The organism is Streptomyces sp. AM8-1-1 (assembly GCF_032229325.1).
GTDB classification, from domain to species: domain Bacteria; phylum Actinomycetota; class Actinomycetes; order Streptomycetales; family Streptomycetaceae; genus Streptomyces; species Streptomyces achmelvichensis.
In genome coordinates, this window is the sequence record NZ_CP135086.1 from 3,933,360 (window position 1) to 3,952,005 (window position 18,646).

Sequence of the window (18,646 nt, forward strand, 5' to 3'; positions counted from 1 at the left end):
GCGTCAGCCCTCGTCCGGGCCACCGCTCTCCTCGTCGTTCGCCGTCTCGTCCTTGGGCGCCGCGCCCGGCTGGGGCTCGGCCACCGCGACCCGCGCGGGGCGGATGGTCCGCTCGCCGATGCGATACCCCGGCTGAAGCACCGCGACGCACGTGGTCTCGGTGACGTCCGGTGCGTAACTGTGCATCAGCGCCTCGTGGATCGTCGGGTCGAAGGGCTCGCCCTCCTTGCCGAACTGCTGCAGGCCCATCTTGGCGGCCGCCGTCTCGAGAGATTCGGCGACCGACTTGAACCCGCCCACGAGTTCCCCGTGTTCACGGGCGCGGCCGATGTCGTCGAGCACGGGCAGGAGCTCGGTCAGCAGAGCCGCCGTGGCGATCTCCTTGACCGTGATCCGGTCGCGCTCCACACGACGGCGGTAGTTCTGGTACTCGGCCTGGAGCCGCTGGAGGTCGGCCGTGCGCTCGTTGGCAGCCGTACGGACCTGGTCCAGCTGTGCCGTCAGACCGGCAATCTTTGCTGCGTCCCCTGCCGGGGCCGCCGGGCCCTCCTTCTCGGAGGACTCGGCGGGCTCGGCGGCGTCGTCAGATGTCGAGCCGGAGGGGACGGAGGGGTTCTCGTCGTGCTCGTCGAACCCCGGAGTCTCCTCCGTCACGCGGCACCACCCTGACGCCCGGAGTCCTTCTCGTCGTCGACGATCTCGGCGTCCACGACGTCGTCGGCGGCGTCAGCGGACTGACCCGCGGCACCGTCCTGCGCGCCCTCGCCGCCACCGGCGGCCTGGCCGGCCTGGGCGTCGGCGTACATGGCCTGGCCCAGCTTCTGCGAGACGGCGGCGACCTTCTCGGTCGCGGTGCGGATCTCGGCCGTGTCCTCGCCCTTGAGCTTCTCCTTGAGCTCGCCGAGCGCCTCCTCGACCTCGGTCTTCACATCGCCCGGGACCTTGTCCTCGTTGTCCTTGAGGAACTTCTCGGTCTGGTAGACGAGCTGCTCGCCCTGGTTGCGGGACTCGGCGGCCTCGCGGCGGCGGTGGTCCTCGTCCGCGTACTGCTCGGCCTCCTGGCGCATCCGGTCGACCTCGTCCTTCGGCAGCGAGGAGCCGCCGGTGACGGTCATCTTCTGCTCCTTGCCCGTGCCCAGGTCCTTCGCGGTCACGTGCATGATGCCGTTGGCGTCGATGTCGAAGGCGACCTCGATCTGCGGGACCCCGCGCGGGGCCGGCGGCAGACCGGTCAGCTCGAACATCCCGAGCTTCTTGTTGTACGCCGCGATCTCGCGCTCGCCCTGGTAGACCTGGATCTGCACCGACGGCTGGTTGTCCTCGGCCGTCGTGAAGATCTCGGACCGCTTGGTCGGGATCGTGGTGTTGCGCTCGATGAGCTTGGTCATGATGCCGCCCTTGGTCTCGATACCGAGGGACAGCGGGGTGACGTCGAGGAGCAGGACGTCCTTGACCTCACCCTTGAGGACACCGGCCTGGAGCGCGGCGCCGATGGCGACGACCTCGTCCGGGTTCACGCCCTTGTTGGCGTCCTTGCCGCCTGTGAGCTCCTTGACGAGCTCGGCGACGGCGGGCATACGGGTCGAGCCACCGACGAGAACGACGTGGTCGATCTCGGAGAGCTGGATGCCCGCGTCCTTGATGACGTTGTGGAACGGCGTCTTGCAGCGCTCCAGCAGGTCGGCGGTCAGCTGCTGGAACTGAGCGCGCGTCAGCTTCTCGTCCAGGTGCAGCGGGCCCTCGGCCGATGCCGTGATGTAGGGAAGGTTGATCGTCGTCTCGGTCGAGGACGAGAGCTCGATCTTCGCCTTCTCCGCGGCCTCGCGGAGACGCTGGAGAGCCATCTTGTCCTTGCCCAGGTCCACGCCGTGACCGTTGGCGAACTGCTTCACCAGGTAGTCGACGACACGCTGGTCCCAGTCGTCACCACCGAGGTGGTTGTCACCGTTGGTCGCCTTCACCTCGACGACGCCGTCGCCGATCTCCAGCAGCGAGACGTCGAAGGTGCCGCCACCGAGGTCGAAGACCAGGATGGTCTGGTCGTCCTTGTCGAGGCCGTACGCCAGGGCGGCCGCGGTGGGCTCGTTGACGATACGCAGCACGTTCAGACCGGCGATCTCGCCGGCCTCCTTCGTCGCCTGGCGCTCGGAGTCGTTGAAGTACGCCGGGACGGTGATCACCGCGTCGGTGACCTTCTCGCCGAGGTAGGACTCCGCGTCGCGCTTCAGCTTCTGCAGGATGAAGGCGCTCATCTGCTGCGGGTTGAAGTTCTTCCCGTCGAGCTCGATCTTCCAGTCGGTGCCCATGTGGCGCTTGACCGACCGGATGGTCCTGTCGACGTTGGTGACCGCCTGGCGCTTGGCCACCTCGCCGACCAGCACTTCACCGTTCTTCGCGAAGGCGACGACGGACGGCGTGGTCCTGGCACCCTCGGCGTTGGTGATGACGGTGGGCTCGCCGCCCTCCAGAACGCTGACGACGGAGTTAGTCGTGCCCAGGTCGATGCCGACCGCACGTGCCATGTCAATTCCTCCAGCAGACTTGAGTAGATCTCGCTCAAGGATGCATGACCCGGTCTCCGTAGTCAACAGACCTGAGTCGACCCCACTCAACTTTTATCCCGCTCTTATATGCATACTGCGCCGTGACCAGTGCCGCTTGCCCGGCCGGACGGCCTCACACGCGTGGCGCAGCGATCGAATGGCGTCCTTCTGCCAGAGTCGTAGCCGCAATAGCGCCAAACGCGCAAAAATACGGTCAAGGCCAGTCAACAGCGGAGGAAGGGTGTGTGCCCATGATGCCGGTCGAGCGGTTGACGCCCGTCAGGCGTGTTTCCGCCAAACGCCTGATGGATGTGACGGGCGGCCTGCTGCTGCTCCTTCTCCTGGCCCCGCTGATGTCCGTCATCACCCTCGCGGTCGCCCTGACCTCACGGCGGACGGCCCTCGTCCGGCACCGGCGCATCGGCCTCGCGGGCCGCCCCTTCGGCATACTCGCCTTCCACGCGGCCCCGGGCACCCGCACCGGACGCCTTCTGCGCCGCCACTTCCTCGACGAGCTGCCCCAGCTGATCCACGTCGTCCGCGGAGAGATGTCGCTGGTGGGCCCGCGTCCGCTGCGCCCCGAGGACGCCGACCCCGCCGTCGGCGGCCTCCGCACCCGTCTCGGAGTGCGCCCCGGCCTCACCGGCCTCTGGCAGGTCAGCGGCCGCTCCGAAATGCCCTGGGAGGAGAAGGCCGTCCTCGACCTCCACTACGTCGAACAGCACTGGCTGGGACTCGACCTGGCGATCATGGTCCGTACCCTGCCCGCCGCTCTCGCCGGACGCCGCCCGCGCGTCCCGGTGAGGCATGCCTGAGCGACACAGATCACCGGCCGCCCAGCTACAGTGCGGCGGAATAAGTGGGTACTCTCAGCACGGACTGGATAAGTTACCGCTTAGTAGTGCTGGATAGTTTCCCACCCTCGCAGGCCCGAGGAGCCCCCTCATGCAACTCGCCGCGATCATCGTGTCGTTGGTTCTGACCGTGGTCGGCGTTGCGCTCATCGCCCGAGCCGTCGCGCAGATCTACCGGTTCGTGAAGCTCGGCCAGCCCGTGCCTGCGGGCAGCCGGACCGACGACCCCAAGCAGCGCACGATCACCCTGGTCAAGGAGTTCCTCGGCCATACCCGTATGAACCGTTGGGGGATCGTGGGCTTCGCCCACTGGTTCGTCGCCATCGGCTTCCTCACCCTGCCGCCCACGCTGGCGCAGGCGTACGGGCAGCTCTTCGAGGCCGACTGGGTCCTGCCGATCCTGGGCGGCTTCCTGCCGTTCGAGATGTACATCGAGTTCATCGGTCTGATGACGGTCGTCGGCATCGTCATCCTGATGGCGATCCGGCTGCTGAACCTGCCGTCCCGCGCGGGCCGCAAGTCCCGCTTCGCCGGCTCGAAGGCCTGGCAGGCCTACTTCGTCGAGTACGTCATCCTCACCATCGGACTCGCGATCCTCGCCCTGCGCGGGCTCGAGGGCGCGATCCACCACGTGGACCACTACGAGGCCGCGTACTTCGTCTCGTACCCCCTGGTCCTGGCGTTCAAGGGACTGAGCGTCTCCACGCTCCAGACGCTGATCTACTTCACCGCGATGATCAAGATCGGCACCTCGCTGATCTGGATGATCACGGTCTCGCTCAACACCAACATGGGTGTCGCCTGGCACCGCTTCCTCGGCTTCCCGAACATCTGGTTCAAGCGGAACGCCGACGGCTCCACCGCCCTCGGCGCGCTCCAGCCGATGACGAGCGGCGGCAAGGAGATCGACTTCGAGGACCCGGGCGAGGACGACGTCTTCGGCGTCTCCCAGGTCGAGCAGTTCTCCTGGAAGGGCATCCTCGACTTCTCCACGTGCACCGAGTGCGGCCGCTGCCAGTCGCAGTGCCCCGCCTGGAACACCGGAAAGCCGCTCTCCCCGAAGCTGCTCATCATGTCGCTGCGCGACCACGCGCACGCCAAGGCCCCGTACCTGCTGGCCGGCGGCGGCAAGACGATGGAGGGCGAGGAGAAGGCCTCCGAGGAGCAGCTCAAGGACGTTCCCGCGGCCGCCCTCGCGGAGGCCGAGCGTCCGCTGATCGGCACGCTCGAGGAGAACGGCGTCATCGACCCGGACGTGCTGTGGTCCTGCACCACCTGCGGTGCGTGCGTGGAACAGTGCCCGGTCGACATCGAGCACATCGACCACATCGTCGACATGCGCCGCTACCAGGTGATGATCGAGTCCGCGTTCCCGTCCGAGGCGGGCACGATGCTCAAGAACCTGGAGAAGAAGGGCAACCCCTGGGGGCTGGCCAAGAAGCAGCGCGTCGAGTGGACCAAGGAGGTCGACTTCGAGGTCCCGATCGTCGGACAGGACGTCGAGGACCTCACCGAGGTCGAGTACCTGTACTGGGTCGGCTGCGCCGGCGCCCTGGAGGACCGGGCCAAGAAGACCACCAAGGCCTTCGCGGAACTGCTGCACATGGCGGGCGTCACGTTCGCGATCATGGGCGGCGACGAGAAGTGCACCGGTGACTCGGCCCGCCGCCTCGGCAACGAGCCGCTGTTCCAGCAGCTCGGCCAGGAGAACGTCGCGATGCTGAACATGGCGTTCGGCGAGGACGACGAGGACGAGTCGACGAAGAAGCCCAAGGCTTCGAAGAAGATCGTCGCGACCTGCCCGCACTGCTTCAACACGATCGCGAACGAGTACCCGCAGCTGGGCGGCGAGTTCGAGGTCATCCACCACACGCAGCTGCTCCAGCACCTCATCGACGAGGGCAAGCTGATCCCGGTGACCCCGGTCGAGGGCCTCATCACGTACCACGACCCCTGCTACCTGGGCCGTCACAACAAGGTCTACACGCCGCCGCGCGAGATCATGTCCGCCGTCCCGGGCCTGCGCCAGCAGGAGATGCACCGCCACAAGGAACGCGGCTTCTGCTGCGGCGCCGGCGGCGCGCGGATGTGGATGGAGGAGCGGATCGGCAAGCGCATCAACACCGAGCGCGTGGACGAGGCCCTGTCCCTCAACCCGGACATCGTCTCCACCGCCTGCCCCTTCTGCCTCGTCATGCTCACCGACTCCGTCAACGGCAAGAAGAACGACGGCAAGGCGAAGGAAAGCCTTCAGGTCGTCGACGTCGCGCAGCTCCTCCTCGACTCCGTCAGGACCCCGGCCGACCCGGCGGCGTCCGAGGAGCCCGAGGACGCCCCGGAGCCGGAACCGGTGAAGTAACGGGCACACGCGACTGGCGCACGAGACGGGTGCCTGGTGGCGCCTACGGATGAAGGAAGCGGCCGGATCTGCCTCGGGGGCAGAACCGGCCGCTTCTTCGTGTCCGTGGGTGTTCCGCGGGCATGCGGGCGGGGCCGGACGAGCATCATGGGGCGGCAGAGCGAAGCCGAGGCGTACGGAACGAACGGGACGGTGGCTGTGCGGACAGGACGGACGGTGGGGCGGTGACCGGGACACGCAGGACGCATCGCCCCTCCGGCGCGCGCAGGGCGTCCGCACTCGGCGCACTCGGCCTCTGCGCCCTGCTGCTGGCGGGCTGTACGTCCGGCTGTACGCCCACGGCGGAGCCGGCCGGCCCGACCGGGGCCGGGGCGGGGGCGGGTGCCAAGAACGGTGACGCCCCGCCTCCTGCCGGCCGGACGGCGGGCGAGCTGCTCCCGGTCCCCCGCGGCAGAGGCAGCCGCCTCCCCGACGACTTCAACGGCGACGGCCACCGTGACCTCGTCCTGAACGACCTCGTCGTGGCACCCGGCGAGAGCCGCGCCGACGGCAGGAGCAAGGGCGGCGCCCCCGCCGACGCGGGCATCGGCATCGTCTACGGCACCGCGGGACCGCGCGCCCTCGACCCCTCCGTACGCCGCCTCCTGACCCCGCGCGCCCACGCCACCGCCGTCCGGGACAGGCCTCCCGCCGTCGTCGAGGCCGCCACCTCGTGCGACCTCGACGGGGACGGCTTCGCGGACCTGGTCATCACCGCGGACACCCCGCCGTACGACGGCACCGGCCGCCCGCCCGCAGCGCTCCAGCTGCTCTTCGGCTCCCCCATCGGCCTGTCCGGCGCGGCGGTCGCGTTGCGCATCCCCGAGCGGGCCCGCCCCGGCGACGTACAGCCCGGCGCCGTCTGCGGCGACTTCGACGGCGACGGCAGCGCGGATCTGGCGGTCACCACCTCCGCACGGGAGGCCGGCTTCCGGCTCGGCTTCCTGCGCGGCCCCTTCACCCGTACCGGAGCTCCGCGCGCGGCCGAAGCGGCCGTCTCCGTGGCCGGTCCGGCCCTCTCCGCCCCGGCCACGGGCCCCGACACCGACGCCGACGGCTACGACGACCTCGTGGTCTCCGCCCGCGCGCCCCGGCCCGGTACGGCGGCCGAGGGCACCCTCCTGCTGGGCGGCCCGGACGGCCCCGGACGCGCGGGCGGCCCGTACCGCGCCGAGCCCCTGCCGCTGCCGGAACTCCCCGCGTCCCCGGCAGGCAGGGCTCCCGTCACTCAGCTGCTGCGCACGGCGGACTTCGACGGCGACAGGCGCCCCGACCTGGTGACACGGACGACGTACCGGGGCGAGCGGACGGACGTGGTGGCGCTGTACACGGCGGGACGTACGAAGCCGGTGATCACCTTCAGCACATCGGTCTTCCTGCGCTGAGGCCCCCTTCCGGCGCTCTGCGACGGCCCCCGGCACGGGGCCTCGACAGGCCCGCGAGGCCCTTCCGGCTGACCCCCCGGGGTTCCCTTAAGGGATGTCACAGCTCAGCAGCAAAGGCCCGCGCGATCCCGCTCCGCTCCACCCGGCGCCGCCGGACCGGGTACGTTCGAATACGTGGCTGGATTCAGGATCGGACGCGGCCGGGACAACCGCACGCAGCAGCAACCCCCGCAGGCACCACCGCCGTACGGCGGCGGAGGAGGCCATGGGGCGCCGCCGTACGCACAGCAGCAGCGGCCGCAGTGGCCTCATGCGGGCGGCGGCGCGCAGCAGGGACCGTACGGCGAGCCGGAGTACTTCGGCGACCCGTACCAGCAGCACCCGCACCAGGGCGGCCCGCAGGGTGACCCGTACGCCAACAACCCTGGTCACACCCAGGCGTTCAGCGTCAACGAGGACCCGTACGGCCACGGCGCGACCTACCAGGCGGGCAACACCCCCGCCGCCCCCTCGGGTCCGCGACTGCACTGGAAGCAGCTGCTGAGCGGCATCGTGCTGCGCCCGGGACCGACGTTCTTCCAGATGCGCGACTACGCGGTCTGGGGCCCCGCGATCGTCGTCACGTTCCTCTACGGCATGCTCGCGATCTTCGGCTTCGACAAGGCCCGCGAAGAGACCATCAACGCGACGATCTCCACGGCGATCCCGTACGTCCTGACCACGGCCGTCGCGTTCGTGATCGGCGGCCTGATCCTCGGCGCGGTGACCCACACCCTCGCCCGCCAGCTCGGCGGCGACGGCGCCTGGCAGCCGACGGTCGGCCTCTCCATGCTGATCATGTCCATCACGGACGCACCGCGGCTGGTCTTCGCCCTCTTCCTGGGCGGCGAGAACTCCCTGGTCCAGATCCTCGGCTGGGCGACCTGGCTCGCGGCGGCGGCCCTGTTCACCTCGATGGTGAGCAAGTCGCACGACCTGCCGTGGCCGAAGGCGCTGGGGGCGTCGGCGATCCAGCTGATCGCGCTGCTCTCGATCATCAAGCTGGGCACGATCTGACCCGCTGAGCACACGGAGAAGGGCCCCCGCCGGCATCGGCGGGGGCCCTTCCTTCGGCCGTAGGTCCTGCTGCCGACCGCTCAGGCGTCGAGGATCTGACCAGCCCGGCGGACGACGGGCTTCTCCACGCTCCAGGGGAAGTTGATCCAGTCATCCGTCCGCTTCCACACGTACTCGCACTTCACGAGGGAGTGCGACTTCTCGTAGATGACGGCGCTGCGCACCTCGGCGACATGGTCGACGCAGAAGTCGCGGACCAGCTTCAGCGTCTTGCCGGTGTCGGCGACGTCGTCGGCGATCAGGACCTTCTTGTCCGAGAAGTCGATCACGTTGGGCACCGGCGCGAGCATCACCGGCATCTCCAGGGTGGTGCCCACCCCGGTGTAGAACTCCACGTTGACCAGGTGGATGTTCTTGCAGTCGAGCGCGTACGCGAGCCCGCCGGCGACGAAGACACCACCGCGGGCGATGGACAGCACGACATCGGGCTCGTACCCGTCGTCGGCGATGGTCTGCGCCAGCTCCCGGACCGCGCCGCCGAACTTCTCGTACGTCAGGTTCTCTCGTACGTCACTCATGCGTCACACCTGTGTCCGATGGAAATTCTGGAACGACCGGGAGGCGGTGGGACCGCGCTGCCCCTGGTAGCGCGAGCCGTACCGCTCGCTCCCGTACGGGAATTCGGCCGACGAGCTGAGCCGGAAGAGGCACAGCTGGCCGATCTTCATGCCGGGCCACAGTTTGATCGGCAGCGTCGCGAGATTCGACAGCTCCAGCGTGACGTGCCCGGAGAACCCGGGGTCGATGAACCCGGCGGTCGAGTGGGTGACCAGCCCGAGCCGCCCGAGGGAACTCTTGCCCTCCAGCCGGGAGGCCAGATCGTCGGGCAGCGAGATGACCTCGTACGTGGAGGCCAGCACGAACTCCCCGGGATGCAGGATGAACGCCTCGTCCCCGTCCGGCTCGACGAGGCGCGTCAGATCGGCCTGCTCGACGGCGGGGTCGATGTGGGGATAGCGGTGGTTCTCGAACACCCGGAAGTAGCGGTCGAGCCGCACATCGATGCTCGAGGGCTGCACCATGGATTCGTCGAACGGGTCGAGGCGGACCCGCCCGGCGTCGATCTCGGCCCGGATGTCCTTGTCTGAGAGAAGCACTCCCCGAGGATACGCAGAGCGCGCGACCCCGCCGCACCCGGCAGCCCGCGCGCCTCTGCTGTCCCCAGCTGTCTCCCTGTCTGCGGTTACCGCTCGACGGACTCCACGGGCACGACGCTCCGCAGCCGCGCACACCGCGGACAACGGATGAGCCGCCCGGGCCCGATCCGGGCGTTCCCGAGCTGCTGCATCGGGAACGAAGAGGTACTGAAGACATGCCCATCGGCACAGCGGACGACGGTGCGCTCCATCAAGTCCATCGGTTCCCTTCCCCAACGAATGCGGACGAACGACCACATTAGGGGATGTACGGGACGACGCTGCGGGCGGCACTCCGACCGCAGGACGACTCCAACGGTACGCCCCAACTCCCGCGCCCCGCACCCGCATCCGAGGCGGCCCCGGACCGGCGAACGCCACGCGGGCCCCGCGGCGTCATTCGCCGGGGGCCTGCGATGAGGTAGAGTGAGCGACGCTGCGGATCCGATCACGGTCCGCAAGGCGGGTGTAGTTTAATGGTAGAACATGAGCTTCCCAAGCTCAGAGCGCGGGTTCGATTCCCGTCACCCGCTCCATGGAAAAGGCCCAGGTCATAGACCCGGGCCTTTGTTGTTGTCTGGACCACGCTAGGCGTCCCGTGCCCGTTGCGTGCCCGATGCCTGATCGTCGGGCACGGGGCCGGCCTTCTCCCGCTCGGCCTGGACACGGGCGTCGATCCCGTCGGCCACTTCCCTCTGCCGCTCCAGGTTCGAGTGCTGATAGATCAGCGCGGCCCGCTCCGAGGACTGCCCCGCCCGCACCATCGTGTCCTTGAGGGTGGCGCCCGACTGCGTCGAGAGCGTGTGCCCGGTGTGACGAAGATCGTAGAAGCGGAAGTTGTCCGGAAGCCCGACCTTGGCGCGAGCCTGCCGCCACTTCCGTCCAAAGGACGACCGCCGGAACGGGGCACCCTTCTCCCCCACGAACAGCAGTCCGTCCGGAGCCTTCTCCGCGTACCAGGCCAGGTGCCGCTTCAGGTCCTTCTCCATGAAGGCCGGCAGCACCAGGAAGCGCCTGCCCGCGTCCGACTTGGTGTCGCCGGGTGCCCGGCGCCCCGTGGTGAGTTCGGGCTCAGCCGCGCGCACCCAGATGCCGACGTGCTCCAGGTCGACGTCACGACGCCGCATCGCGGCCTGTTCCTCAGGACGGGCCGGGCCGTACGCGGCGACGTAGACCATCAGTCGCCAGCGGGGTCCCATCGCCTCGGCGAGCGCGTCGACCTGGGCGACGGTGGCGGTGGGGCGTTCTTCGGCGATTTCCTTGCCCGCACCGCGGATGCGGCAGGGGTTGCGCCGGATCAACTCGTCGTCCGCAGCCGTCTGCATGACCGCTTTCAACAGTCGGTAGGCCTTCGCGATCGTGGTGTGAGCCCCAGTGGTGTCGAGTCGTTCCGAACGCCAGGAACGGACGCGAGGCGGGGTGATCTCGTCCAGGTCCATGCCGCCGAAGGTGGGCAGGACGTGCAGCCGGAGCAGCCGCCGATACAGCTCGTCCGTGGTCGGCGAAAGACGACGCTCCTTGACCCACTGGAGGGCGTACTCCTCGAAGTTGACCGCACCAGCGTCGGGGTCTGCCCAGTCCCCTCGACGGATCTCGGTCTGCTGTTCCGCGAGCCAGTCGTCAGCGTCTCGGGCCGACTCGAAGGTCTGCGGTGCCGGCCGGTCGATGCCGTCGGGGCCCTGATAGCGAGCCTGGTAGCGGCCGGACGGCAGCTTGCGGATGCGCCCGAAGCGCCGCTTCTTCTTGGCAGCCATCAGGCGGCCCTCCGGTAGCGCGAGCGGCGACGGTGGATGGGCTGCACGGTGTTGGCGTCGATGAAGGCCGCTAAGGCGCCTTCAGGGATGCGGACATGTCGACCGACCTTCACGAAGGTCACGCGCCGCTCGGCAATCAGGCGGCGGGGGAAACGCTCGCTCGTGCCCAGCCGCTCAGCGGCTTGCGCGACGGTCAGAAGCCGCTCAGCCATGGGTGGGTTCTCCTTCCGTACCGAGGGCAGGGGCGAGTGAGGCGGATAGCCACTCCTTGCCGCGGGTGAGGCCGATGCCGGCGAAGGCCCAGTGCGCGACGACGTACGTCGTCTCCTCGTCCTGGTCGACGTCGATCGAGCGCAGTTCCTCGGGCAGGGCCGCGAGTGCCTGGGCACGCCTCCACTCGGCTCGGGCATTGCGCAGCGCTCCGAGAGTGGTCGAGTAGCGGCGTGTCTTGGTCGAGAAGTGGCCGCGGAAGCCGAGCATGTGGGCCCACGCCCTCAGTCGCAGCTCAGCCAGGTCTTTGCGCGCACCGAGCAGCCACGCCGTGCGGATCATTCGCCGGGCGTGGTCGGTGATGCGCGCGTAGGCCAGCTCGGCCAGGAACTTGATCGGCCGGTCCAGCGTGCCCGTCGCCGCCTCGGCGCCTTTGGTGGCGTACTTGGCGATGTAGGCAGCCACAGCGCGTTCGGTCAGTTCAGCCGGACCGTCGAATTCGGGCGAGCGGATTGGGCGTACGTCGAGCTGTCGGCCGAACATGAACACATGCGGCCGACCCTCGACCAGGGGTCCATTGACGGCCGCACTGCGAGCAGCGGCACGAATCGCGTCGGTCAGCAGCTCGGTCGTTGCCCATGGCGGAGGTGAGCTGTAGCTGCCGTCCGGGCCGTCGATGCGGATCACTGCGTGAAAGTGGACCGCGCCACGCTTCTGGTACTCGGCCACCTTGGCGAATGAGACGCGCGCGGCCTGGGGGAAGTCTCGCTGAGTAAGCCCGGCGCGCTTGGCGATCTCTCGGCGCAGGTAGATGGAGAAGCGGCGCCAGAGCATGCCCGCGTGGGCGTTCCACAGGACGGCGGCCTCGTAGTCGTACGTCGCCGGGTCCAGGGGCACCCCGAGTAGATCGTCGTCCTGGTCGTGTAATGCACCGCACCGGCAGGGCCGTACGGTTCCACGCCGATCGGTGGGTCGGTTGTGAACAGCCCCGAAGCCGGGCGCGGTGAACGTGGCGAACACCCTGGGATGTTGGGCGACCGTGTCAGGGTTGCCCTTGCCGCCCCGCAGGCCGGCCGTGACGAGCTGGAAGGTGTCCCGGCGGTAGACCTCTGCGCAGGCCGCACAGCGAGTCGCCCGGCGGTTGTTGCAGCGAACCAGGAGACGGCCGGCCGGGAGCTCTACCGAGTTGAGGTGGTGCAGGACCCGGCCGATCTCACCCGTTCGCGGGTTGAGTTCGTATTCGGTGCGGTGGCCCTCGAGGCGCACGGGGTTCGTGCAGCCGCCCAGGCCGCGTAATTGACGGACGAGAGCAGGCATATTGCCGAGCGCGGCAAGCCCACCCAGATCCTTCAGCGGCGGTGGAGTGTGTCCGGTAGTAATGGAGCTGTCCTTTCGACAGTGGTCGGGAGGGTCGGTGCCTGCCGGAGCGGCGGGATGCTTGGCGGTATCGAGACCGCCCCGGCAGGCCGCTCAGCGTGTTCGCGCGCGACCGAGCAGAGAACGCAGCACCAGGGCCGCAATGGAGACGGAGACGGCCGTTACGGCGACCGTGGCCAGCAGCGCGGTCAGCACGACGCCGACCACGAGTACGGCAGCGACGGCTCCGACGCCCAAGCCCACGTACGGGACGACCGGTCGCGCAGCGGAGGCCGCCGAAGTGTGGCGGCAGGCACACTGGGCGGCGGAGTGATGCCGTTCGGTGGGCAGCGCCGAAGTGATCATGTGCGCGGTCGGGACCGGCGGAGCGTCGGGCATCTTGGGGCGAAGCAACACGGCAGTTCTCCTCTCACTTGTTGGTGCCGTTGACGACGTCGACTCCAGAGCGCGTACCGGACTCGATCGCCGGGGCGAGGAAGGTCTGGGAGAGCCAGAAGCCGAAGAGGGCGACGACGACAGCGACCCAGAGGCGGATGCCGAGGAACTTGATCGCGGCCCAGGCGACGACGCCGAGGACGAAGACGAGCGGCAGACTGACGGTCACTGGAAGCTCCTCAGCGGACGGAACAGCGGTGTGTACGTGCCGCCAACTCGGCGGCAGCGCGGCTGTCGAAGTCGGTGGAGAAGCCGCAGCGCGGAGCCGTACAGGCGGCGGTGTGCTTCTCACGGCCCCGGCCGTCGTAGTAGGTGCCGACCTGGACCGGTCCGACGCGGGTCACTCGTCGGAAGCGCGGCTGTGTGGACATGAGCGGGTCCCTCCCTGGATTAATTCGGCTGTGTGGTCGATGAGCCATCGGCGGATCTCGCCGGCTTCCTGCTCGTCGGCGCTGAGGATCACCGGCTCGGCGAGGAGCACGGCTTCAACGAAGTGGTTCTGGCGGGTCAGTTCGGCCGCGCGCTTGAGCGTGCGGAGCGTGGACGGACGCAACGGCATTTCCTTGTCGGTCAGCTGAGTTGGGCGGCAATGGCCTCGGCGAGCGGCATCGGAACGCCGAGCCGGGCGCGAAGGGTGGCGGTATCGATCGGAGATCCCGTACGGGTGAGGTGTTCGGCCGCGACCTTTCGGGCGTGGTCGACGAGAGCCGCTGGGGGCTGGGCAGTGGTGCGGGGCGCTTCCCGGGGCGCAGGTAGCGCGGGTGACTCCGGCTCGACCGTGTGCAGCGAGTCCGGTTCCGTGACGGCTTCCGTTCGGTCACTCGGCCCGTGAGCGAGCAGGGTGCCGCCGAGGAAGGCGACCGCCGGCCAACCGGCCACGGTGATGCGGAGCCAAGCCGGGACGTTGTCCAGGTCGAGAAGCCCGGCAGTGGCAACGTTCGCCCCGAGGCTGGCCGCGATGGCCACCAGGAACCATGACCACCCGGCCGCCCTCGACTCCCCCGTCCGCAGCCGCTTCCAGGCAGCGACCATCAGCAGGTCGACGCTGACCGGATAGGCCCACGCCTTCCAGCCGTCCTGGCCCGCTGCCACGGCCAGGTCATGGAGATGCGCGAAGGACAGCGCGGCGGCGATGACCGCTTGGATCAGTACGGCATCAACGCGGACGGGCAGCGCGCGCACGGCAGGACTCCTCCGGTTTCGGGCATGGCGGGGTAGGGACTTGGCACGAGGCGGTCGCGCCAACCGAGGGGAACTGAGCGCTCAGCTGGCGGGGACCAGCTCGGCCGGGGCGTACGGCCGGAAGGGCTCCAGCGCCGGTATGTGTGGGGCGAGATGGGCCGACTCACGGCAGGTAACGGCAGCGTCGGCGAGCGAGAGGTACGGCGTACGAATGCGGGACCAGCCGCCCGACGAATCGCCGACGACCGCGACCCCCGGCGCCTCGGGCGGGATGGCGGAGGCGACGTACACCGCCTCGGGAGCGATGTCGCCGAGCGCCATCTTCGCCGATGCCTCGTCGTTCACTCGGTGGCAGACGCGACCGGTGAGCTGGGCCCGGAGCATGGTTGCCCCCTTGCCCAGCTCGGCCCCGAAGCGTTGTCCGCAGACCTCCAGGTAGATGCCCGCGGCCCGCCCGAGCTGCGCGAGACGGATGAGCTGGGTGACCATCTCGTCACGTCGTTCCTCGTCCTTGCGGGTGGCAACGAGGAACAGTTCCGCTACCTCGTCGACGAAGAGCACGATCGGAGCCGGCCGTTCGTCGTCGGGCAGGCCCCAGATGTCGGAGGTGATCTCCTCGTCCGGGATGCCGGGGGCAATGCTCTGCCGGGCCCGGATCAGGTCGTACCGGTTCTCCATCTCCTGCACGAGTACCGGCAGCAGCCCGGCAGCCTCATCCGGGTCCGTGGCCAGGGCGGAGAGCCGGGACGCGAAGGGAGCGAGCTCCACACCGCGCTTGCAGTCGATGCCGACGAGCGACACGGGTTGCGCGGCCAGCGCCGCCAGCAGATTGCGTAGGAACATGGATTTCCCCGAGAGCGTGGCCCCGAGGACGAGCTGGTGAGGGATCGCCCGGTAGTCGCGCACGAACGGGGTCGCGTCCTCCCGGAGAGCTACGGGCACGGAGAGAAGCCGTTTCTCCGTGTGGCGTGGCATCTTCACGGCCCGCAGGACGTCGAAGCCGACGAGCCGCAGTTCGACCACGCCCGGCTTGATGCTCCGGACGTGGACGGCGTGAACGCCCCAGGCGTGCCGCAGCCGCTCGCATGAGGCAGCTACGTCCGCCGGCTCCTGCCCGGGGGCAAGGCGGAGCCGTACCCGGAGCCCCGTCGCGGTCGGGCGGACCAGACCACGACGGGGAGGGACCGGGCGTACCTCGCGGCGGGTGGCTGTCCTTACCGCGAGCGCCCGCAGCCGGGATGGCGGAACCGTGAGTCCGCACGCGTCCATGGTGGAGCCGTACGAGACCAACAGCCTCGCCGTCGAGACGGGCAGGCCGACCATGGACCAGTAGACCGAGGGATGCGCTTTGCGGGCGTAGGCCACCCCGCCAACGGCGGTACATGCTCCGCCGAGTTCGGCGAGCGTCACCAGGTCAGCCACGGCGATCAGCCCTCCTGCCCGGCCGGGTAGGCGCCGGGGGCGACAGCAGCCGCACGGAAGGCAATGCCGTGACGGGCCTGACCGTTGAAGATGCTCTCCCACGGTCGAGCAACCAGTCCCGGCAGCGAGACGGGCGCACCTACGGCGAGCCCCTCCGTGACGCCGCTCTGCGGAACGGTCACCGCGATCAGGGAGGACTCCCCCTGGTCGATGTAGACGACGCCGACTGTCATCAGAGCTTCGCCGGTCACGGCGTCCTTGGCGATCTCACCGGTCTGCCGGTCGCGCAGTTTCGGCGCCGGAGACTCCGTCAACAGGACCGTCGCCGTCGAGGCGTCGATTCGCATCATTCGCACTGAGATTTCTCCTCTGTGTGGACACCCGCCAACACCTGACAGGTTGACTTAGCAAGTTCGAAGCTAGGGATGCCAGGTTGACTTGTCAAGTGATTCAAGTGGCCGACAGGGCAGATCAGTTGGGTGGATCTCAGCTGAGCCGGTACGTGTCTTCGAGTTCCTGCCGGTCGGCTGGCAGCAGCACATCGGTCACTTGAAGAGCCTGCCCGGAGGCATCGAAGGCCACGACGAGCACGCTGAGCAGCGGGTCTCCCGCAGCCATGCCGAGGAGGTCTCCCTCCTCCTTGGTCGCGAGTCGAGCGGAAACGCGCTCTGTCACGTGGTCGAAGCGCACACGCCTTCTCGACTCCAGGTGCTCGCGAAGGCCGCCCTGAATGGGCGCGGGGCCGGCAAGGTCCGTACCGTCGGCGAGACTTGCCGGGAAGTACGACGAGGCAAGCTCGACCGGTTCCCCTTCATCCTCGATCAGCAGTCGCCGTACGAGAACCTTGCCCCGTTTTGGGACGCCGAGCAGCGAGGCCATACGCGGGGGCACGGGCACTTCTCCCACCTCGACGAGGCGGCCCGCGGCCTGGGACTCATCGCGCTCCAGCGCTTCGCGACCGCGCCGGTCCTTCTGCTCGACGGCTTCCCGTTGGCCGCGCACGATGGTGCCGTACCCCTGCCGCGACTCAAGCCAGCCATCCCGCTTGAGGAGTTCAAGGGCTCGGACGACCGTCGGGCGGGACATGCCGAAGGTCTGGACGAGCTGGTTCTCGCTGGGCACACGAGTACCGGGCGGGTAGGTCCCGTCCTCGATTCGAGCTTGGAGCGTTTGCGCCAACCGCACGTACTTCGGTGCAGCCACTTCGTACGCCATAGCCCCGCCTAGCCGGAATCCGCCAAGTCAACTTGTCAACCAACCTACTCACGTGAGTAGACAGTCGCCACCCTTGGCGCGCTACTTGTGGGCAACGGCTCAGACGTTCCAAGCGCCGGCAAGCACGAATGAGACCACTGTTCCTCCGAGCGGACTCGGCCCGGCACTCCAGGAGTCCGACAGCTCATCGACCAGGCAAAGCCCTCGCCCATGCGCCTCATCGGCGGCGGGTTGCCGCATTCGCACATGGGCCGGAAACCCGGGATTGTGCACGTCGACCCGCAACGCCTCCCCCACGCGCCACCACTCGACACGCACCCGCCACGCATCCTCGGCCTCGCCGTAGAGGATCGCGTTGGTGACCAACTCGGAGACCATCAGGACGCAGTCGTCCAGCGAGCATGTCAGGCCGTACGGGTCTAAGAACTTCCGGAACCAACGACGGGCGCGAGAGACCGATTCGGGCTCGGGATACAACGTCATGCGGCCGATCGAAACGGGCTCTGGACCCGGTTCGGCGAGACCTTCAGCGACACCAGTCATGCGCTTCTACTCCCTACCGGTGCCGTCACAGTCGAGACAGCGCCGCTTGGACGTGGCACGAGCGCGACCATCGGCAGCGGAGAGCGCCAGAGCGGAGCGAGAACCAACGCGCTTCCAACCCTGTCCCCGGCATGCAACGCAAGGCGCATGCGCGGAGCGCGCTAATCCAGCACCTTCGTGGATCACAGTCGTGCCCCCTTCCACTAAGTGGCCTTAGCCACTTAGTGGATAGTGGCATTGGCCACTTGAGGCGCGCAAGCGCTTCTCCAACAGCGGAGCGACTTTCAGGTGATCGGGTAGCCCTGCTCGAAGGCCCAACGCCCCGGCGGATAGGTGGCTTCGGCGAACTCCAGCGGGCGATCCTGCAGGTCATAGACGACGTGGTGCACGATCAACACGGCAGACCCAGCAGGCAACTTGAGGTCAGCCGCTTCCTCATCAGTCGCGGCCCGTGCGCACATACGGTCTTCCGCGTAGCTGCCCTGCCGGCCCGTCATGCCCTCGACGTACATGAGCGTGCCTTCGCGGATACGGTCCGGCTCCAGGAGCTTTGGTGCACGGTTGCCGACCTCGGCACCGAACCACGAAGTGGACAGCGTGATCGGCCCTGCCTCGTTGTTCGTCACTCGCCGACGGTGGACCGCTCGACTGCCGGCCGCCAGACTCAGGGCTTCAGCAACATGCTCAGGAGCCTCCAGCCACCCGGCCGAAGTGATCACCGCGTACTCGCCTGGCGTGTAGATCTTGCCCGTTTGTCTTGCGCGACCGTACAACTCGCGGGCACGGCGGTTCACTTGAAGCCCGCGAACGTAGGTGCCCGAGCCTTGACGCTTCTCGACGAGGCCCTGATGGCTCAGCGCTTCGAGGGACCGGGCGGCCGTGGGTCGCGACACCTTCCAGTCGGTCGCAAGTTGCCGCTCCGACGGGACTTCGTCTCCCGGCCGCAAGTCACCGCGCAAGATCTGATCGCGGATATGGTGCGCGATCTGCAGGTACTTGGGCTGGGTCTCTTCAATCTGCGGCATCCGAGCCCCTTCCCTAAGTGGCTATTACCTCTAGCCACTATAGGGTGAGTG

The 18,646-nt window shown here is 68.5% G+C and carries 21 protein-coding genes and 1 tRNA gene; 5 read left to right on the forward strand and 17 right to left on the reverse strand.

The window, feature by feature from the left end:
* Positions 1 to 3 precede the first annotated feature (3 nt).
* Positions 4 to 654 (reverse strand): nucleotide exchange factor GrpE, encoded by a 651-nt coding sequence (gene grpE, locus RPQ07_RS17705; RefSeq protein ID WP_313945119.1) that lies wholly within the window; start codon positions 652 to 654, stop codon positions 4 to 6.
* Complete coding sequence (gene dnaK, locus RPQ07_RS17710; RefSeq protein WP_313945120.1) at positions 651 to 2,522, reverse strand: molecular chaperone DnaK; 1,872 nt, start codon at positions 2,520 to 2,522, stop codon at positions 651 to 653. The genes grpE and dnaK overlap by 4 nt, the downstream gene beginning before the upstream one ends.
* Positions 2,523 to 2,794: 272 nt before the next feature.
* On the opposite strand from dnaK, the gene RPQ07_RS17715 reads away from it, so the two are divergent.
* The 4 genes from RPQ07_RS17715 (at position 2,795) to RPQ07_RS17730 (ending at position 8,236) form a co-directional block, all read left to right on the forward strand.
* Positions 2,795 to 3,358 (forward strand): sugar transferase, encoded by a 564-nt coding sequence (locus RPQ07_RS17715; RefSeq protein ID WP_313948933.1) that lies wholly within the window; start codon positions 2,795 to 2,797, stop codon positions 3,356 to 3,358.
* 130 nt (positions 3,359 to 3,488) lie between these two features.
* The gene (locus tag RPQ07_RS17720) at positions 3,489 to 5,756 is read left to right on the forward strand and encodes a (Fe-S)-binding protein (RefSeq protein ID WP_313945121.1); all 2,268 of its coding nucleotides are present in this window, start codon (positions 3,489 to 3,491) and stop codon (positions 5,754 to 5,756) included.
* Between the two features lie 224 nt (positions 5,757 to 5,980).
* Complete coding sequence (locus RPQ07_RS17725) at positions 5,981 to 7,180, forward strand: VCBS repeat-containing protein (protein ID WP_313945122.1); 1,200 nt, start codon at positions 5,981 to 5,983, stop codon at positions 7,178 to 7,180.
* Between the two features lie 174 nt (positions 7,181 to 7,354).
* Positions 7,355 to 8,236, forward strand: coding sequence for a Yip1 family protein (locus RPQ07_RS17730; RefSeq protein ID WP_313945123.1), 882 nt, complete (start codon positions 7,355 to 7,357; stop codon positions 8,234 to 8,236).
* Positions 8,237 to 8,316: 80 nt separating this feature from the next.
* Here the strand turns inward: RPQ07_RS17730 and RPQ07_RS17735 are convergent, their stop codons facing one another.
* Both RPQ07_RS17735 and dcd read right to left on the reverse strand, forming a co-directional pair.
* Positions 8,317 to 8,814: a phosphoribosyltransferase gene (locus RPQ07_RS17735; protein ID WP_313945124.1), complete on the reverse strand. Its 498-nt coding sequence runs from the start codon at positions 8,812 to 8,814 to the stop codon at positions 8,317 to 8,319.
* A gap of 3 nt (positions 8,815 to 8,817) precedes the next feature.
* Complete coding sequence (gene dcd / locus RPQ07_RS17740) at positions 8,818 to 9,393, reverse strand: dCTP deaminase (RefSeq protein ID WP_313945125.1); 576 nt, start codon at positions 9,391 to 9,393, stop codon at positions 8,818 to 8,820.
* A gap of 501 nt (positions 9,394 to 9,894) precedes the next feature.
* On the opposite strand from dcd, the gene RPQ07_RS17745 reads away from it, so the two are divergent.
* Positions 9,895 to 9,968: transfer RNA gene (locus RPQ07_RS17745), tRNA-Gly, on the forward strand.
* Positions 9,969 to 10,019: 51 nt separating this feature from the next.
* Here the strand turns inward: RPQ07_RS17745 and xerC are convergent.
* The 13 genes from xerC to RPQ07_RS17810 form a co-directional block, all read right to left on the reverse strand.
* Positions 10,020 to 11,186 (reverse strand): site-specific integrase, encoded by a 1,167-nt coding sequence (gene xerC, locus RPQ07_RS17750; RefSeq protein ID WP_313945126.1) that lies wholly within the window; start codon positions 11,184 to 11,186, stop codon positions 10,020 to 10,022.
* Positions 11,186 to 11,398, reverse strand: a complete 213-nt coding sequence (locus RPQ07_RS17755) for an excisionase family DNA-binding protein (protein WP_313945127.1) — start codon at positions 11,396 to 11,398, stop codon at positions 11,186 to 11,188. The genes xerC and RPQ07_RS17755 overlap by 1 nt, the downstream gene beginning before the upstream one ends.
* The gene (locus tag RPQ07_RS17760; RefSeq protein ID WP_313945128.1) at positions 11,391 to 12,713 is read right to left on the reverse strand and encodes a replication initiator; all 1,323 of its coding nucleotides are present in this window, start codon (positions 12,711 to 12,713) and stop codon (positions 11,391 to 11,393) included. Before RPQ07_RS17760 ends, RPQ07_RS17755 begins: the two co-directional genes overlap by 8 nt.
* Positions 12,714 to 12,866: 153 nt before the next feature.
* Entirely contained in the window at positions 12,867 to 13,166 is a 300-nt protein-coding gene (locus tag RPQ07_RS17765; RefSeq protein WP_413777839.1) for a hypothetical protein, read from the reverse strand.
* Between the two features lie 16 nt (positions 13,167 to 13,182).
* Positions 13,183 to 13,377 carry a hypothetical protein gene (locus RPQ07_RS17770; protein ID WP_313945130.1) on the reverse strand — a complete coding sequence of 65 codons (195 nt, stop codon included), beginning with the start codon at positions 13,375 to 13,377 and terminating at the stop codon, positions 13,183 to 13,185.
* A gap of 10 nt (positions 13,378 to 13,387) precedes the next feature.
* Positions 13,388 to 13,579: a mobile element transfer protein gene (locus RPQ07_RS17775; RefSeq protein ID WP_313945131.1), complete on the reverse strand. Its 192-nt coding sequence runs from the start codon at positions 13,577 to 13,579 to the stop codon at positions 13,388 to 13,390.
* The gene (locus RPQ07_RS17780) at positions 13,549 to 13,767 is read right to left on the reverse strand and encodes a hypothetical protein (RefSeq protein ID WP_313945132.1); all 219 of its coding nucleotides are present in this window, start codon (positions 13,765 to 13,767) and stop codon (positions 13,549 to 13,551) included. The genes RPQ07_RS17775 and RPQ07_RS17780 overlap by 31 nt, the downstream gene beginning before the upstream one ends.
* An 11-nt stretch (positions 13,768 to 13,778) precedes the next feature.
* Entirely contained in the window at positions 13,779 to 14,390 is a 612-nt protein-coding gene (locus tag RPQ07_RS17785) for a DUF2637 domain-containing protein (protein ID WP_313945133.1), read from the reverse strand.
* 81 nt (positions 14,391 to 14,471) lie between these two features.
* Positions 14,472 to 15,812 (reverse strand): FtsK/SpoIIIE domain-containing protein, encoded by a 1,341-nt coding sequence (locus RPQ07_RS17790; RefSeq protein ID WP_313945134.1) that lies wholly within the window; start codon positions 15,810 to 15,812, stop codon positions 14,472 to 14,474.
* Between the two features lie 5 nt (positions 15,813 to 15,817).
* Positions 15,818 to 16,168, reverse strand: a complete 351-nt coding sequence (locus tag RPQ07_RS17795) for a hypothetical protein (RefSeq protein WP_313945135.1) — start codon at positions 16,166 to 16,168, stop codon at positions 15,818 to 15,820.
* A gap of 130 nt (positions 16,169 to 16,298) precedes the next feature.
* Positions 16,299 to 17,027, reverse strand: coding sequence for a GntR family transcriptional regulator (locus RPQ07_RS17800; RefSeq protein ID WP_313945136.1), 729 nt, complete (start codon positions 17,025 to 17,027; stop codon positions 16,299 to 16,301).
* A gap of 99 nt (positions 17,028 to 17,126) precedes the next feature.
* Positions 17,127 to 17,570, reverse strand: a complete 444-nt coding sequence (locus RPQ07_RS17805) for an ATP-binding protein (protein ID WP_313945137.1) — start codon at positions 17,568 to 17,570, stop codon at positions 17,127 to 17,129.
* A gap of 284 nt (positions 17,571 to 17,854) precedes the next feature.
* Complete coding sequence (locus tag RPQ07_RS17810) at positions 17,855 to 18,595, reverse strand: GntR family transcriptional regulator (protein ID WP_313945138.1); 741 nt, start codon at positions 18,593 to 18,595, stop codon at positions 17,855 to 17,857.
* Positions 18,596 to 18,646: the final 51 nt, after the last annotated feature.